The organism is Kordiimonas sp. (assembly GCF_048264555.1).
GTDB lineage: Bacteria > Pseudomonadota > Alphaproteobacteria > Sphingomonadales > Kordiimonadaceae > Kordiimonas.
In genome coordinates, this window is sequence record NZ_JBLXCX010000001.1 from 173,561 (window position 1) to 189,111 (window position 15,551).

The 15,551-nt window shown below is 56.0% G+C and carries 16 protein-coding genes; 15 read left to right on the plus strand and 1 reads right to left on the minus strand.

Annotated features, from left to right (window positions below):
- Positions 1-95 precede the first annotated feature (95 nt).
- The 8 genes from gloB to ACN0XZ_RS00790 all read left to right on the plus strand — a co-directional run bounded on the left by gloB (position 96) and on the right by ACN0XZ_RS00790 (position 7,784).
- Positions 96-860, plus strand: coding sequence for a hydroxyacylglutathione hydrolase (gloB, locus tag ACN0XZ_RS00755; RefSeq protein WP_417455790.1), 765 nt, complete (start codon positions 96-98; stop codon positions 858-860).
- A gap of 131 nt (positions 861-991) precedes the next feature.
- Positions 992-1,237 (plus strand): AbrB/MazE/SpoVT family DNA-binding domain-containing protein, encoded by a 246-nt coding sequence (locus tag ACN0XZ_RS00760; RefSeq protein ID WP_417455791.1) that lies wholly within the window; start codon positions 992-994, stop codon positions 1,235-1,237.
- Complete coding sequence (mazF, locus tag ACN0XZ_RS00765) at positions 1,234-1,563, plus strand: endoribonuclease MazF (protein ID WP_417455792.1); 330 nt, start codon at positions 1,234-1,236, stop codon at positions 1,561-1,563. Before ACN0XZ_RS00760 ends, mazF begins: the two co-directional genes overlap by 4 nt.
- 80 nt (positions 1,564-1,643) lie before the next feature.
- A complete protein-coding gene (locus ACN0XZ_RS00770) occupies positions 1,644-2,048 on the plus strand; it encodes a hypothetical protein (RefSeq protein ID WP_417455793.1) in 405 nt (134 codons plus the stop codon).
- 21 nt (positions 2,049-2,069) lie between these two features.
- Complete coding sequence (locus ACN0XZ_RS00775) at positions 2,070-2,450, plus strand: DUF6680 family protein (RefSeq protein ID WP_417455794.1); 381 nt, start codon at positions 2,070-2,072, stop codon at positions 2,448-2,450.
- A gap of 89 nt (positions 2,451-2,539) precedes the next feature.
- Complete coding sequence (locus tag ACN0XZ_RS00780; RefSeq protein WP_417455795.1) at positions 2,540-4,639, plus strand: prolyl oligopeptidase family serine peptidase; 2,100 nt, start codon at positions 2,540-2,542, stop codon at positions 4,637-4,639.
- A 155-nt stretch (positions 4,640-4,794) separates the two neighbouring features.
- A complete protein-coding gene (locus ACN0XZ_RS00785) occupies positions 4,795-6,192 on the plus strand; it encodes a M20/M25/M40 family metallo-hydrolase (protein WP_417455796.1) in 1,398 nt (465 codons plus the stop codon).
- 179 nt (positions 6,193-6,371) lie between these two features.
- Positions 6,372-7,784 carry a hypothetical protein gene (locus ACN0XZ_RS00790; RefSeq protein ID WP_417455797.1) on the plus strand — a complete coding sequence of 471 codons (1,413 nt, stop codon included), beginning with the start codon at positions 6,372-6,374 and terminating at the stop codon, positions 7,782-7,784.
- Between the two features lie 3 nt (positions 7,785-7,787).
- Here ACN0XZ_RS00790 and ung read toward each other — a convergent pair whose 3' ends face one another.
- Entirely contained in the window at positions 7,788-8,516 is a 729-nt protein-coding gene (gene ung / locus ACN0XZ_RS00795) for a uracil-DNA glycosylase (protein WP_417455798.1), read from the minus strand.
- Positions 8,517-8,975: 459 nt separating this feature from the next.
- Here ung and cysG point away from each other — a divergent pair, with 459 nt between their 5' ends.
- The 7 genes from cysG (at position 8,976) to ACN0XZ_RS00830 (ending at position 15,548) form a co-directional block, all read left to right on the plus strand.
- Entirely contained in the window at positions 8,976-10,394 is a 1,419-nt protein-coding gene (cysG, locus tag ACN0XZ_RS00800) for a siroheme synthase CysG (protein WP_417455799.1), read from the plus strand.
- A 19-nt stretch (positions 10,395-10,413) separates the two neighbouring features.
- Positions 10,414-10,737, plus strand: coding sequence for a DUF2849 domain-containing protein (locus tag ACN0XZ_RS00805; RefSeq protein ID WP_417455800.1), 324 nt, complete (start codon positions 10,414-10,416; stop codon positions 10,735-10,737).
- Between the two features lie 46 nt (positions 10,738-10,783).
- On the plus strand, positions 10,784-12,439 hold the full coding sequence (locus tag ACN0XZ_RS00810; RefSeq protein ID WP_417455801.1) for a nitrite/sulfite reductase: 1,656 nt from the start codon (positions 10,784-10,786) through the stop codon (positions 12,437-12,439).
- Entirely contained in the window at positions 12,426-12,950 is a 525-nt protein-coding gene (locus ACN0XZ_RS00815) for a DUF934 domain-containing protein (protein ID WP_417455802.1), read from the plus strand. The genes ACN0XZ_RS00810 and ACN0XZ_RS00815 overlap by 14 nt, the downstream gene beginning before the upstream one ends.
- Entirely contained in the window at positions 12,947-13,699 is a 753-nt protein-coding gene (locus tag ACN0XZ_RS00820) for a phosphoadenylyl-sulfate reductase (protein ID WP_417455803.1), read from the plus strand. Before ACN0XZ_RS00815 ends, ACN0XZ_RS00820 begins: the two co-directional genes overlap by 4 nt.
- A 114-nt stretch (positions 13,700-13,813) precedes the next feature.
- Positions 13,814-14,719 carry a transcriptional regulator GcvA gene (gene gcvA, locus ACN0XZ_RS00825; RefSeq protein WP_417455804.1) on the plus strand — a complete coding sequence of 302 codons (906 nt, stop codon included), beginning with the start codon at positions 13,814-13,816 and terminating at the stop codon, positions 14,717-14,719.
- Between the two features lie 46 nt (positions 14,720-14,765).
- Entirely contained in the window at positions 14,766-15,548 is a 783-nt protein-coding gene (locus tag ACN0XZ_RS00830; RefSeq protein ID WP_417455805.1) for a hypothetical protein, read from the plus strand.
- Positions 15,549-15,551 lie beyond the last annotated feature (3 nt).

Below are 15,551 nucleotides of genomic sequence, written 5' to 3' on the forward strand. Positions count from 1 at the left end.
CTTGCCGCCATGCAAGGCATATCAGCCTGCTGTCTTTTCTGAGTAGCCCACACCCTCAGGCGTGGCTATAGTGTGCAAAATTACCGGTGAAACTTATGCTCGAAATCGTTCAAATCCCGGTCCTGACGGACAATTACATTTATGTGGTTCATGAACCCGCATCGGGCGAAACCGCGATCGTGGACCCAGCCGTTGAGCGGGAGGTTGTTGAGCTTCTCGAAGCGCGCGGGTGGGAGCCAACCTGCATCCTCAATACCCACCACCATGGTGACCATGTGGGCGCGAACCTTGCGCTGAAGCAGCGGTATAACCTCAAAATCATCGGCCCTTCCGCCGACCGGGACCGTATCCCCGGCATCGATATCGCCGTGGCGGAAGGGGACCACGCCTATATCGGCAGCGTGGCGGCAGATGTTTATGACGTGCCCGGCCATACCCGCGGGCATATCGCCTATCATTTTGCGGCAGAGCATGCGCTCTTTTGTGGCGACACCCTGTTTGCCATGGGCTGCGGGCGGCTGTTTGAAGGCACGCCAGACCAGATGTGGCAGTCGCTCTCGAAATTCCTCAAGCTGCCGGATGAAACCCGTATCTATTGCGCACATGAATATACCCTTTCAAACGGTGCGTTTGCGCTGTCGGTCGAGCCAGACAACAAGGCCTTGCAAACCCGTATGGACGAGGTGCGCGCCCTGCGTGACAAGGGTGTGCCAACGGTGCCAAGCCTGCTGGGCGTTGAGCGTGAGACAAACCCCTTCCTCAGACCCATGAGCGATGAGATACAAGACAAGCTGGGCATGCTGGGCGCACCGTGGCCCAAGGTATTTGGCGAAATTCGCCGCCTGAAAGACAACTTCTGACGAGCAGGAAAACCGACGTTTTTATCGTAACAGACCAAGAAGCATTTTCACCTTACCCATGTATCTACATTGTTGACACTTATCAGCAACCATCATAGTATATACATTGTAGAAACAAGTAGGTGAATGTAATGAAAGCCACGGTAAAAAAATGGGGTAACAGCGCTGCCGTTCGTATCCCGGCCGCGATCATGGAAGCGGCACATTTGGAGTTGGAACAAACACTTGATGTTTGGGAGGAAGGCGGACGCATCATAATTGAGCCCGTGAAGGACGAGAATATCTCGCTCGATGATCTGGTGGCCGGGATCACGGAAGACAATCTCCATGACGAGGTGGACTTCGGCAAACCAGTTGGTGGTGAGGCCAATCTGTGAGCGCTTATATTCCTGAAGCGGGCGACATTGTGTGGTTGGAATTTTCGCCCCATGCTGGCCATGAACAGGCGGGACACAGGCCGGCGCTGGTCATCTCGCCAGCGGTTTACAACGGTCGTCGCGGGATGATGGTCTGCTGTCCGCTCACCAGTCAGATCAAAGGCTACCCGTTTGAAGTGGCCATTGATTCCAAGAGCGTCGTTCTGTCTGATCAAGTAAAAAGTCTCGACTGGAAAGCCCGGAACGCTTCTTTCAAAGGCAAAGCAAAACCTGCGGTTCTGAGCAAAGTGAGAGGAAACATCAAAGCCCTTTTGGGCCTGAAATAGTTATTCAAGAATGGACCTGTTGTGACTATTAGCGACCAAGTTCACTCAAGGCCTTTATTACTGAAGGGGAGACGGGCGGCATGAGATACCACGTGGGTTTAGCAATTGCCGTAGTGCTGCTTTCGGGGACACCCGTTGCCGCAGTCGACGACTATCTGTGTGAGATCATGGGGACGGGGCGCGTGGTAGCCTCTGGGCAGTTCGAGGAAACGAACATCCTGAAGATGTATGTAGGGAGGAAGTTTTCGGTGGACCGAAAAACCGGGATGATGTCAGGCGCGCTAAAAAATAATTATCACTCCATGCCGCGCCTTGTGGATCGGGGGTCGAAGGATAACTCGTTCAAAGTCATGACGGTCGACGTGTTTGAAAACACGACCAACGTCTATGTGCTCAACATCGGAGAGTTTGAAGAGGGTCCGAATAAGCCCTTCATCTTCTATGAGAACAGCTCAGTCTATTATGGGCGGTGTCGTCATTTTTGAAAGGACCGATTGGGGAAATAAATGGAAAGCAAGGATTGGCTCAATCTTATATTTTCTGGTTTGCTGGCCACTGTAGTCTCCGCAGCTATAACTTGGTTTATCGCTGGAAGGCAGTACCGCAAGCAAAAAAAGCTTGCTCTGTTTGGACGACTGATGTCGCAAAGGTCGAGGCCATTACCTCCCTCGTTTTTTGAAGCGTTGAATGAAATTCCTGCGACTTTTGTTGACGACAAGTCGGTGCAGGTCGCATGGCGCACCATGCTTCATGATGGCCAAGGTGCTGAAAGCGAAAATCTTGTAGCTATTTTGAGGGCTGCAGGGACAGCGGTTGGGGCTGATCTTTCGGGCATTACTAACAATGAGTTGTTAAGGCCATTCGTTGCTAGTGACGCAAATACATAGTTTGATAAAAGGACCAATTGGTGGATTCTAGTGTCAGAGCACACAGAGAAATCCAAGGCCGTAAAAACAGAATGCAAAAGGGGGATATAATGAAAAGCCTGACAGTAGGAGTAGCCATGGCTGCCGCCATAACCACCGTGACGTTCGCGAACGACGACCCTTACCTCTGGCTCGAGGAAGTGGAGGGTGAAAAAGCCCTAGAGTGGGTGAACGAGCGTAACGCACACTCGCTCGAACTTCTTGAGAAAGACGCGCGGTTTGAAGACCTCAAAGCGCGGGCGCTCAAGGACTATAACGCCAAAGACAAAATCGCCTACGGCAGGCTTCTTGGTGGCTCTGTCCACAACTTCTGGCAGGACGAGACCAACGTTCGCGGCCTGTGGCGCCGGGCCAGCCTGAAATCATACAAGTCTGGCGACCCGAAGTGGATCACCATCCTTGATTTTGATGAACTCGCAAAAGCCGAGGATGAGAACTGGGTCTATAAAGCCCGTAAATGCCTCGCGCCTGATTTCGGCCGTTGCCTTATTGAGCTTTCCCGTGGTGGCGGTGACGCCGTTGTGGTGCGCGAGTTTGACGCGGTTACCAAACGTTTTGTGGATGCCGGTTTCAAAACCGATGAAGCAAAGCAGGAAGTGGTGTGGATTGATGCCGATACCGTGTTGATTGGCACCGATTTTGGTGAAGGCACCATGACAGACAGTGGCTACGCCAATCAGGTCAAGGTCTGGAAACGGAACGAACCGCTAGCGGTTGCCAAGCTGATGCATGAGGGCAACACAAAGGACGTGGGCAGCTTCCCGTTTGCGAGCCACCGGCCTGACGGCAACTATGTGGGCATTGTGCAGGCGCCGGACTTTTTCACCGAAGTGATTTACGTGCTGGACGGCGAAGAAGAAGCCTGGGACCAGAAAGAAATGCGCCGCCTTGATCTCCCGCTTGAGATCAACTTCAAGGGTTTTTATAGCGACATGGTGATTGTGCAGATGCGCAAGGACTGGACGCTGGGCACCAAAACCGTGAAGGCTGGCACGCTTGTTTCCATCAAGGTGGCGGACGCGCTTGCGGGCCGCTCTGCATTAAGCATCAGCGAGATTTTTGTCCCCGGTGAGCGCAACTCCATTGATGAAGTCTCCATCGGTAAGGACCGTGTTTTCCTCTCGATCCTTGATGAGGTAACCGGCCAGTTGGTTTCAGCCAAGCCGGGCGCAAAAGGCTGGGAAGTCAAAAACCTTGGCATGCCAAAGAATGGCTCCCTGAGCGTGGTAAGCGCGGATGAATGGACCGACGCAGCTTTCATCAACTTCGAGAGCTTCCTGCAGCCAGACACGCTTTATAGTGTTGAGCTTGGGCGTGAGCCTGAAGCTGTTACGTCCCTGCCGTCTCGCTTTGATGCGAGCGACATGGTGACAGAACAGAAGTTCGCCACATCAGCAGACGGCACCAAGGTGCCCTATTTTGTTATCCGCCACAAAGATGTGCCGATGGACGGCTCAACCCCCACTATCCTTTATGGCTATGGCGGGTTCGAAATTTCGCTCACCCCCGGTTATCTCTCCGGCACTAGCAAACTGTGGCTTGAGGAAGGCGGGGCTTATGTGATCGCCAACATCCGTGGTGGTGGTGAGTTTGGCCCCAAATGGCACCAGGCGGCGCTGAAGGCCAACCGCCAGCGTGCTTATGATGACTTTATCGCTGTGGGTGAAGACCTTGTCTCCACCGGCCTTACAAGCCCTCAGCACCTCGGCATTCGCGGCGGTTCCAACGGGGGCCTGTTGATGGGGGTTATGACCACACAGCGGCCCGACCTTTGGAACGCTGTGATCTGTGCGGTGCCGCTTCTTGATATGATGCGGTTCCATACACTGCTCGCGGGCGCAAGCTGGATGGGGGAATATGGCAACCCGGACGTGCCGGAGGAAAAAGAGTTCATCCTCGAATATTCGCCTTACCAGAATGTGAAAGCGGATGTGGACTATCCGGAGGTGTTTTTCTACACCTCCACCAAGGATGACCGCGTGCATCCGGGCCACGCCCGCAAGATGGCAGCCAAGATGCTCGGCATGGACAAGCCTGTGATCTATTATGAGAACACGGAAGGCGGCCATTCGGCAGCGGCGAACCTGAAGCAAAAAGCCTTCACCGATGCGCTGCAGATTGTCTATGCGCTCAAGAAGCTGAAAGACTAAAGACCGCTCTATCTGGGGCGTTGAAAGGGCGGGGATTTCTCCGCTCTTTTTTTATCGTGAAAAACTTATGTCCGTTTCAATAAAAAGTGAGGTGCTAAACCGGAAAACCCGCGCTACCGTCCTAGCCATATAAAAACATGCTAGGAAACACGCCCATGCTAAAATCACTCTCTACGCTTGCGCTGGCAGCGAGCCTTGGCTTTGCAAGTGCCGCAAGCGCCGATGAAAAAGTCCCCTTCTCCGATAAAGCGATGGAAATCCTGCGCACAGCCGTTGGCATGCGCACCGCAGAAGGCCACGGCAATGTGCCGAAGCTGGCTGCTTATCTGGCGGAAGAGTTCCGCAAAGGTGGCTTCCCGGAAGAAGATATTCATGTGCTGCCGGTTGGCGACACGGCAGCCCTTGTGGTGCGCTACCGTGGGGACGGTTCATCCGGCAAGCGGCCCGTTTCGCTTTCGGCCCACATGGATGTGGTGGATGCCCTGCCAGAAGATTGGGAGCGTGACCCCTTCACCCTGATTGAAGAAGACGGTTACCTCTTTGGCCGTGGTGTGCTTGACAACAAGATGGGCATGACCTCGTTGACCACAACCTTCCTGCGCCTGAAGGCTGAAGGGTATGTGCCGAAGCGCGACCTGATTATCGCTTTCTCCGGCGATGAGGAAACCGGCATGGTTTCAACGCAAGCGCTGGTGAACGAGTATATCGAGCTGACAGACAGTGAGTTTGTGCTGAACGCAGACGCGGGCGGCGGCGCGCTGGCGCCGGACGGCAGCGTGATCAGCTACAATATGCAGGCGGCTGAGAAAACCTACATCAGCTTCGAGATGACCGTCACCAACCCCGGTGGGCACAGCTCCCGCCCGCGGGACGATAACGCCATTTATGAGCTGGCGCAGGCGCTGACCAAAATACAGGCCTATAAGTTCCCGGCCCGCTCGAGCGAGCTGACCCGCGCGTTTTTCAAGGCTTCAGCGCCCATGGCGAGCGGTGACCTTGGCAAGGCCATGGCCAAATTCGCGGAAGACCCGACAGACAAGTGGGCGATTGCGGAGCTGCGCTCGCACCCTGAATATGTTGGCACCACCGGCACCACCTGTGTAGCCACCATGCTGAAAGCCGGGCACGCCGAAAATGCGTTGCCGCAAAGCGCATCCGCTGTGGTGAACTGCCGTATCTTCCCCGGTGTGGGCGCGGAAGCGACGCTCAATACCCTCAAGGACGTTGTGGGCAATGACGCTATCACCTGGCGGCCGATGAAGGACCCGGTTGAAACCGCCGCTTCCCCGCTTCGCGACGATGTATGGGAAGTGCTGGAGCGTGCTGTACATGCCCGCTACCCCGGTGTGACCATCGTGCCATATATGGAATCTGGCGGCACCGACGGCATGCACTTCCGCTCGGCAGGAATCGAGAGCTATGGCATCTCCGGCATTTTCCTCAAGGGATCTGACATGTTCGCCCATGGCCTGAATGAGCGTCTGCCGCTCGCAAGTTTTTACGGTGACCTTGAGCATTGGTACATGATCCTCAAAGATATCTCTGACGACTAAACGGTCGCCACACACGCGCCACACAAACAGCACACTAAGGGCGGTTTTCACCGCCCTTTTTGCCATTTTACGCCACACTTTTCGCCCGTTTCGCCACACCTAAATTAATCATAGGCCGTAAATTGCGCCCTATGGGTGTATTATCCATGCCCGTGAAAAGCCAACCGAGGGGAAGGGGTATGGATGTCACACGTTCAAAATCAGCAGGAAAACCGAATTCTTTGATTGCGCGCGCGGCGCTTGTTGTTGCCGCCTGCCAGCTTGGCGCCTGCGTTGAAACCAGCAATCTCTACAGCCGGGATATCACCGCAGTCACCCCACAGTGCGACCCGGTTTTGTTCATTGTCTCCCTCAATAATGACGATGATGATGGCCGAGGCGGCGCGGACCTCAATCAGGCCCGCCTACCCGCAAATGAAGATAATCTGCGCATCTTCACCTTCAATCACCCCGGCGCTGCCAAGGTATTTATCGGCGAGCCTGTGCTTGTGCGTGGCGGCACCTCAGCCGTCGGCAAGGGTGCCAACAAACGCGTGCGCGCCTATAGCGTGAACGCCGCCGGGGCGCCGGGCCGGGCGTTTGTCTTCAATCAGGTTTACAACACGCCTGTGACCTTCGTGATGGAAGGCACCCAGGCAAGCGGCGGGCGAAACGACTTTGGCTTTGAGTATGATTACCGCACCGCGCAGGACCAGCATGTTTGCGGCCCCGGCGCGCAAGGCACGGTGGTTGATGCGCAAGGCACCATCTCGGTTGAGAAAGGCCACGGCACCAACTTCAGCGTGAACCGGAAGCTGCTGATCGATTCTACCGTCAGCGCCACCAGCACATGGGCACCGGCGGGCTTCAACCCCACATGGCAGTATGACGGCACCGGCACGATCGCGACCCCGAATGCCCTCAACACCAACTTCACGTCGCAGCAAACGCTAACGCCTGTCGCAAACCGGGACGCCCACCATCTGGCGGCAAGGGTGACAGACTCCGGTATGTCCATTGACGTGCACACGCCGCTCAACATTACGGCACCTGTGCATGCGGAGGCACCCGCAGCATGGCGAGCACGACCAACACGAACAGTGACAACACCGTGGCTAAACGCCAACCCGGGCAATATCTCGCTGTTCTCAAGCCGTATTGTCTATGAGCTTCAGGACCAGTTCCATGAGGACATCAAAGACAGTGCGTGGGAAAACCACGAGGTGCAGATACAAGAAAATATTGGCCTTGTGCTCACAAGCCCTATTCCTGCCGTCAACGCATGGATGGGGGCTAACCTGAGCTGGACCCGCCCTTGGGTTAACAAGCCAAACGCTCGCATCAACGATAACCTCAACGCGCTTCAAATTCCCAACAACATCATTGTGGTGAATAACGCCGGGCGGCTTTCATTTGTACCGGGGCTGCAGGCTGTTGGTGGGGTCTTGATGAATTTGGGCACCAGCACCCACCAGTGGGAGGCATCCGTGGACGGCGCACTGCCGACAGTTGTAACCAACAACAGCTTCTCGGTCGCTACATCCGCCACAAGACCACGCGGCGGCGGCATTGAGATCCAGCTGACCTCCACCTACGGTGTGGTCACGCCCTAAACTTTACAAGAGGCCAAGCTGTTCACCCTTGGCCTCTATCGCCCCGAGTTGCCAGTTGACCGGCTTTTTACCTTGGCTTTCAAGATAGGCATTGGCCTTTGAGAAATGCTTGCAGCCAAAAAAACCGCGATAGGATGAAAGCGGCGAGGGATGCGGTCCTTCAAGTACCAGATGGCGGGTGCGATCAATGCCTGCGCCTTTTTTCTGCGCGTGCCCACCCCACAGGATGAACACAAGGCCCTCCCGCTGGCTGTTGAGCACCTCAATGATACGGTCGGTAAACTTCTCCCACCCCTTTTTTTGGTGAGAGCCTGCCTTGTGGGCTTCAACGCTCAGCACCGCGTTCAGCATCAGCACACCTTCATGCGCCCAGCCTTCAAGGAACCCGTGCCCGGGGTGCGTCACCCCAAGGTCATCCTCAAGCTCCTTGTACATATTCCTTAAGGAGGGTGGCACATCCATCCCGGGCTGCACCGAAAAGCTGAGACCATGAGCCTGCCCAACACCGTGGTAGGGGTCCTGCCCGATGATCACGACCTTCACTGCACTCGGCGGTGTCAGGTTCAATGCATGGAAATAACTCTCGCGCGGCGGATAGATGGTTTTGCCAGCCTGCACCTCCGCCTCAAGGAAGGTCGCAAGCTTATGCATATAGCTCGCGGTAAACTCTTCAGCCAATGCGGAGCGCCACGCGTCCGCAAGCGGTATATCGTCCATCACCTTGTCTGTCATAAAGCCGCCCGGTGCCTCCCCTTGTGTTCGCTTCATGCATACACGGCACAGGCCCGCACAGGAACCACTTTGTCCGACATTTTTGCGGCCCACGGCATGCGTGGCTCAGCCCGTTTCGGCTGCATTAGAGAAACTACAAGCGTGCGGGCGCTGGATTGACTTTTCAAGCCACACCACAAAAGGCAACACCCATTCCATGATGTGTCACAACATCAGTATATCAGTTCTAATATTCACATAAATTAGTTTTTCATTTCTTTTATGTCGAAATAATACCCATTATGAGGTAAAATTTTCTACGCGAAAGATTCAGTTCTTCTCGTTTGTGGATATGGCCTTGCGCCCTTATCTGAAGAACCATCGAATAGTTTATTTTACGAAGTGTTGCCGCGCCAAAGCCCGGGACACGACAAAGCTTGAACCGCCAAGCGGGCAAGTGTTGAGCGAGGAGTGAAGATCATGAGCAGCATTCCGGTTTTTCTCACAAGTGAGAAGCACCACATCCTGATTGTAGGCACCACTGCTGCTGCCATGGCAAAGGTTGGCCTTTTCACCCCAACCGGCGCGCGCATCAGCGTTGTTGGTACTGGCGCGCAAGCTGCGCTCAAGGACGCTGGCCTCTTGCCTGAAGATACCGGTGTGAGCACGGTGATTGTGCACGACCGCGCCTTCACGGAAGATGACCTGAACGGCAAAACTCTTGTGTATATCGCGCTTGATGACGAGCTGGCGGAAGAGCGCGTGTTGCGCCTGACCACGGCTCGTAAGCTGCCGGTCAATGTGGTCGACAAACCGCTAAAATCCACCTTCACGACACCTGCGCAGTTCTCGCGCGGGGCGCTTCAAGTAGCCTTTTCCTCAGGCGGCATGGCACCTGTGTTCGTCCGCCGCCTTCGCAGCAGCCTTGAGAAACTTCTGCCCCCATCTCTCGGCGTGCTGGCTTCTGCGGCGGGTGCCGTCCGGTTACGCGTCAAGTCCCTCATACCGGACGCGACCCGTCGCAGGCTTTTTTGGGATCGGCTTTATGATAATGCGGGCCAATATGCAGACCTCTCGCAGGATGATGTTGAGCGCCTGATTGTTGACGCGGCGCGCAACCACCGCATGGGCGCCACCACCGGCCAGGTACAGCTTGTTGGTGCTGGCCCGGGTGACCCTGACCTCCTGACCATCAAGGCACACCGCGCACTACAGCAGGCAGATGTTATTGTTTATGACCGGCTGGTGAGCCGTGATGTGCTGGCCCTTGCCCGCCGGGACGCTGAGCTTGTGTTTGTTGGCAAGCGTGAAGGCGACCACGGCATCGGCCAGGACGGCATCAACAAATTGATCGTTGACGAGGCGCTTAAAGGCCGCCGTGTTGTGCGCCTCAAGGGCGGTGATCCGCTCCTGTTCGCACGCGCAGGTGAAGAGCTTGCAGCCCTTCGTGCACACGATATCCATATTGAAGTGGTGCCCGGCATCAGCGCCTTCCAGGGCATTGCCGCCACCACTCAAATCCCGCTGACGGACCGCGAATATTCAAGCTCCATCACGCTTGTGACCGGCCACCTTAAAGACGGTGCTTATAAAGACTGGGCTCGCCTCGCGGGTGAAGGCCAGACACTTGCCGTTTACATGGGTGTGCGCGGCGCAGGCAAAATCTCAAGCGGTTTGATCGGTGAAGGCGTGAAGGCCTCAACCCCGGTTGCCGTGGTTGAAAACGGCACCCGTGCAAACGAACGCCGCTTCTACGGCACGCTTGAGGGCCTCGCTGATCTGGTGGCCAAAAATGATGTGAAAAGCCCGGCGCTTCTGCTGATCGGTGACGTGGTTCGTAACGCCGCCGACCTCGCGTGGGCTGAAAAAGAAACCGAGCGCCTGAGCGCTACAGCCTGAGTTTAGGGAGTATCAAGGCATGGCTAGAAAAATTACAGGGCCGCAGATGATTGTCGCAAACCGCCTGCTGGACGGGCGGGTGGTGTTCATGCGCGCAGACGGCAGTTGGTCTGCCCTTGCGGGCGACGCCGCAACCGCAGCCGATGAAGCAGGCGTTGAAGCGCTTGAAACACTCGCGCAAAAATCTGCCGCGTCAAACCACGTCCTCAGCATTGAGGTTGTTGAAGCCACAGAACGGGACGGCAAACCATTCCCCGCGCACATGAAATTCGCCATGCAGGCGAAGGGCCCAAGTGTGCGCCCCGACCTCGGGTATCAGGTTTCCCCGAACTGGGAACGCTAAGAACAAGCCAAAAGACAAGCAAGACGATTAAGAAGGCATCCAAACCATGTACGCTTACGACACATATGACCGCGCGATAGTCGACGCCCGTGTTGCGGAATTCCGCGACCAGGTAGAGCGCCGCGTGAAAGGCGAACTGACGGAAGAAGAGTTCCGCCCGCTACGCCTGATGAACGGCCTTTATCTGCAACTGCATGCCTATATGCTCCGGGTTGCAATCCCTTATGGCACGCTATCGTCTGACCAGATGCGCCGCCTCGCGGTTATTGCCGACAAATACGACAAGGGTTATGGCCATTTTACCACACGCCAGAACATCCAGTATAACTGGCCAAAGCTCAGTGAAACGCCGGATATCCTGCAGGAACTGGCGGACGTTGAGATGCACGCCATCCAGACATCCGGCAACTGTATCCGCAACGTAACCACAGACCAGTTCGCGGGTGCGACGGCTGACGAAGTTGCGGACCCGCGCCCCTACGCGGAGCTTATCCGCCAGTGGTCGAGTTTCCATCCTGAGTTCTCGTTCCTGCCGCGCAAATTCAAGATCGCTATCACCGGCGCAGACCATGACCGTGCCGCCGTGAAATGGCACGACATCGGGCTTGTGGTGAAAAAGAACAACAAGGGTGAGATTGGCTTTGAAGTGCTGGTTGGTGGCGGCATGGGCCGCACACCGGTTATCGGCAAAACCATCAATGACTTTGTCGCGGAAGCTGACATCCTCAGCTATCTGGAAGCCATCCTGCGCGTCTATAACGAGCAAGGCCGCCGTGACAATAAATACAAGGCCCGCATCAAAATCCTCGTCGAAGATTTGGGCGCGGACGAATACGCACGTCAAACCAATGAAGAATGGGCACGGATCAAGGATCAGCCCATTGATGTGCCCGCGGAAGAAGTTGCACGCATTCGTGCTTTCTTCGCACCGCCGCCATTGCCTGTGCTTTCGGATGACGTGCCTGCGGTTGATGAACTTGCGCGCAAGAATTTCATCTTCGCGGCCTGGCTCAAAAACAACACCAACCCGCACAAGGTGCCGGGCCATGTGAATGTAACCATCAGCCTGAAGCCGCACGGCGGCATCCCGGGCGATGCTACGTCTGAACAGATGAAGATGGTGGCCGCACTCGCGGACGAATACAGCCAGTCTGAAATTCGGGTGAGCCATGAGCAGAACCTGATCCTGCCGCATGTGGCGAAAAAAGACCTGCCCGCTATCTGGACAGACCTTGACGAAGCTGGCCTTGGTGCCGCGAACGTGGGTCTGTTGACCGATATCATCGCGTGCCCGGGGCTTGATTATTGCTCGCTCGCAAACGCACGGTCCATCCCGCTCGCGCAAACCATCACCAAGCGTTTTGACGATATCAAACGCCTGCAGGACATCGGGCCGCTGAAGATCAAAATCTCCGGCTGCATCAACTCCTGTGGTCACCACCACGCAGGCCATATCGGCATCCTTGGTGTCGACCGTAAAGGTGAAGAAAACTACCAGCTGCTGCTTGGCGGCTCCGGCGCTGAAGACGCGTCAAAAGCGGCAATCCTCGGCCCGGGCTTTGACGAGCACGGCATTGTGGACGCGGTTGAAAAGGTTGTGGCGGTTTATCTGGGTGAACGCACGGACGGCGAAGAGTTCCTCGCCACCTATCGTCGCGTTGGCCCTGCAGTATTCAAGGAGGCGGTTTATGGCGCTCGTTAATTTAACAGGCATTGAGCCCGGCACCTGGGAAAACCTGGCGGACGATACCGCACCGGAGGAAGGCGCGAGCGTCGCTGTCCCCCTGAAGCGGATTGAAAGCGAAAGCGAAGACTTTTTCGCGAGCGCCGGCAAGGTTGGCGTGATCGTGCCGACAGACGCGGCTTATACGAGCCTCGCACCGCTTGCCAACAAGCTTGCTTTTGTTGTGATTGACTTCCCTGCCTTTGGTGATGGTCGCGGCTTCTCATTAGCGGTGCGGCTTAGAAAAGACCTGGGCTTCAAGGGCGAAATTCGTGCGACAGGCCCCGTGATCCCCGATCAGGCCCTGTTCCTTAAACGCGCGGGCTTTGACACGCTGGACGTAAGCGAAGAGCGCAAAGTGGCGTTTGAAAAAGCGCTGGAGCGTTTCGACACCTTCTACCAAAGCGATTTTGGTGGGGAGCTTTCTGTTGCGCACCTGCGTCACAGCAAATCAGCCGCCAACAAGGATGAGGAGCGCAAAGCATCATGACCGCTGCAACCGCCCTCAAGACAGCCGATTATTTTGATCCGCTCGATGCTGTGGATTACCTTGACGCGCGCTACGCAAATGTGGCGCCTGAAGAGGTAATTGACGGAGCGCTCAAATATTTCGGCCGCCGGTTTGCGCTGGTGTCGTCTTTTGGGTCGGAATCGGCGGTGCTGCTGCATATCGCGAGCCAGGTCTCAAAAGACATTCCGGTGCTTTTCCTTGATACAGGCAAACTGTTCGGGGAGACAAAACGGTACCGCGATGAACTGACCAAACTTCTGGGCCTTACGGACGTTCGCTCCATCACGCCGGACCAGAATGATCTGCAAGCGCAAGACCCCAAAGGTATCCTGTGGTCACAAAGCACCAACAAATGCTGCTTCATTCGCAAGGTTGCGCCCATGGCGCGGGTGCTGGAGGGTTTTGAAGGCTGGGCGTCTGGTCGCAAGCGCTATCAAGGTGGTGTACGCAGCCTGCTGCCGCATTTTGAAGCCTCAGACGGCCGGGTAAAAGTGAACCCGCTGGCCTTCTGGACCAAAGACGACGTGCTTGACTATAAAGAGCGCGCTGGCCTGCCAGACCACCCGCTGGTGGCAGACGGTTTTGCGTCCATCGGCTGTATGCCGTGCACCGACCGGATCGAGGAGGGTGAGAGCGAACGCGCAGGTCGCTGGCGTGGCCAGGCCAAGACCGAGTGCGGCATTCACCTCTCGCTGAGCGAGAACACCCGCATCCTGTCAAAATCATGAACCCATGGGGTGCTGCGGCACCCTTATCTCCGCAAAACTCACAAGATTTTCTTGGCGTCCCGCTCACAAGTGCCTATGATGCGCTGAGTAAGATTTTCTAACGCAGGATAGTTTATGAAACGCTCCCTGTTGCCCTTGAATGCGCTCCGTGCTTTTGACGCAGCCGCACGCCATATGAGCTTCAAATTAGCCGCCGATGACCTCTCGGTAACGCCTGCTGCTATCAGCCAGCAGATCCGCTCCCTTGAAGAGTTTCTCGGCATTGAACTGTTCCGACGCACCAACCGCTCGCTTGTGCTAACGGAAGCGGCGCAGCTCTCGCTGATGCCGCTGAAGGAAGCGTTTGAGAAGATGGAAGAAGCGGTCGATATATTGACCGAATCAAAAACATCGAACGTTCTCAAAGTCAGCGTATCGCCGTCGTTTGCCAGCAAATGGCTGGTGCCGCGGCTTGCATCGTTTTATGCCCGCAGGCCCGATGCGATTGTGAAAATTTCGGCCACCATGCATCTCACTGACTTCAAGGCAGAGGATGTAGATATCGCCATCCGTTACGGCCTTGGTGGATACAATGGCCTCTATGAAGAAGAAATCCTGCGCGAAACAGTGTTCCCGGTGTGTGCGCCGGGCCTTTTGGGCGCCGGTGACCCGGCGGAAACCGCCTGCGCTATCCTCAAGCACACCCTGATCCACGACGACAGCACCGTTGAGGATGACAGCGTGCCCACATGGGCCATGTGGCTGAAGGCGGCTGGCGTTGAAATGCCAGACGGCATGCCCGCCCTACACTTCAACAACCACGCACTAGCGATTGAAGCGGCTGTTGCGGGCCGCGGCGTTGCGCTTGCGCGGTCTGCCATCGCGGAAGAAGACCTGAAGGCAGGGCGGTTGATGAAACCGTTTGGCGAAGCGGTGCCGATCAATTTTGCGCACTATATCGTCTGCCCTACAGAAAAACTTAAGAATGAACGTGTACAAGAGTTTATCGACTGGCTGAGAGCCGAGACCGGCAAGGCCTGACAAACCAAAAGGCATGCGATTGGGGGCCAAGGTTTGGAAGTGATAGATGACCATACATGCCCTTAACGTGGCCCAGCGTTTTGCCCTTGGCGCCACTGTGCTATTTCTGGTCTGGTGTTCGCTTGCGCGCCCGCTGGCGGCCCAAGCCCCGGAGCCCTTACCCCCGCAGTGCCTGAGGCTTGGCGCGGATGAAAGCCTTGGCGAGACCTATGCCGCCTTTGAAACCTTTTTCCAGGACCTCTATGCCCGCGCGGGCTTTTGCGCCCAGTCCATCGCCATGGACCCCAAGCGCATAGAGCAGCTTCTTGTGCGCGGCGAGTTGGACGGCGATTGGTTCCGCCCCGGTGACTATGTTGCCGCCATGTCAGACAAGCTTATTGGCCTGCCGCAACCCATCTTTGGCCTTGAAGCACGGCTTATATGGCTCGACCACACAGCCTTCTCTGGCAAACCGGAGGATATGCACGGCCTCAAGGTAGGATATCAGTCAGGTTTTCGCTGGCTTGAAAGCCATCTGCCACAAATGGGCGCTCAGCCCTTCGCCGTTTCAAGCACCGCCCAAACATGGGAACTTCTGGCGCGTGGGCGCATCGATGTGTTTGCCACCAGCGGCCTGCATGAAGGGGCGGTTATCGACCATCTCAAATCAAAAGCGGGCACGGTAAACCGCGCGTTATGGACAACCGTATCTTTCTTTCACGTGCTGCACCCCATGCATCAGGACAAAGCAGAAAAACTTAACGCCGCCCTCAAGCAGATGATTTTAGAGCAAACCCCCGCCCATTCATTCCTGCAGCCCGGTATGCAACCCGCATCCATCAATGAGTAACAC

Excerpts from the sequence above, each read along its gene's own strand:
- gloB (WP_417455790.1), top strand. The coding sequence starts at position 96 with ATGCTCGAAATCGTTCAAATCCCGGTCCTGACGGACAATTACATTTAT.
- ACN0XZ_RS00760 (WP_417455791.1), top strand. The coding sequence starts at position 992 with ATGAAAGCCACGGTAAAAAAATGGGGTAACAGCGCTGCCGTTCGTATC.
- ACN0XZ_RS00770 (WP_417455793.1), top strand. The coding sequence starts at position 1,644 with ATGAGATACCACGTGGGTTTAGCAATTGCCGTAGTGCTGCTTTCGGGG.
- ACN0XZ_RS00775 (WP_417455794.1), top strand. The coding sequence starts at position 2,070 with ATGGAAAGCAAGGATTGGCTCAATCTTATATTTTCTGGTTTGCTGGCC.
- ACN0XZ_RS00780 (WP_417455795.1), top strand. The coding sequence starts at position 2,540 with ATGAAAAGCCTGACAGTAGGAGTAGCCATGGCTGCCGCCATAACCACC.
- ACN0XZ_RS00785 (WP_417455796.1), top strand. The coding sequence starts at position 4,795 with ATGCTAAAATCACTCTCTACGCTTGCGCTGGCAGCGAGCCTTGGCTTT.
- ACN0XZ_RS00790 (WP_417455797.1), top strand. The coding sequence starts at position 6,372 with ATGGATGTCACACGTTCAAAATCAGCAGGAAAACCGAATTCTTTGATT.
- ung (WP_417455798.1), bottom strand. The coding sequence starts at position 8,516 with ATGACAGACAAGGTGATGGACGATATACCGCTTGCGGACGCGTGGCGC.
- cysG (WP_417455799.1), top strand. The coding sequence starts at position 8,976 with ATGAGCAGCATTCCGGTTTTTCTCACAAGTGAGAAGCACCACATCCTG.
- ACN0XZ_RS00805 (WP_417455800.1), top strand. The coding sequence starts at position 10,414 with ATGGCTAGAAAAATTACAGGGCCGCAGATGATTGTCGCAAACCGCCTG.
- ACN0XZ_RS00810 (WP_417455801.1), top strand. The coding sequence starts at position 10,784 with ATGTACGCTTACGACACATATGACCGCGCGATAGTCGACGCCCGTGTT.
- ACN0XZ_RS00815 (WP_417455802.1), top strand. The coding sequence starts at position 12,426 with ATGGCGCTCGTTAATTTAACAGGCATTGAGCCCGGCACCTGGGAAAAC.
- ACN0XZ_RS00820 (WP_417455803.1), top strand. The coding sequence starts at position 12,947 with ATGACCGCTGCAACCGCCCTCAAGACAGCCGATTATTTTGATCCGCTC.
- gcvA (WP_417455804.1), top strand. The coding sequence starts at position 13,814 with ATGAAACGCTCCCTGTTGCCCTTGAATGCGCTCCGTGCTTTTGACGCA.
- ACN0XZ_RS00830 (WP_417455805.1), top strand. The coding sequence starts at position 14,766 with ATGACCATACATGCCCTTAACGTGGCCCAGCGTTTTGCCCTTGGCGCC.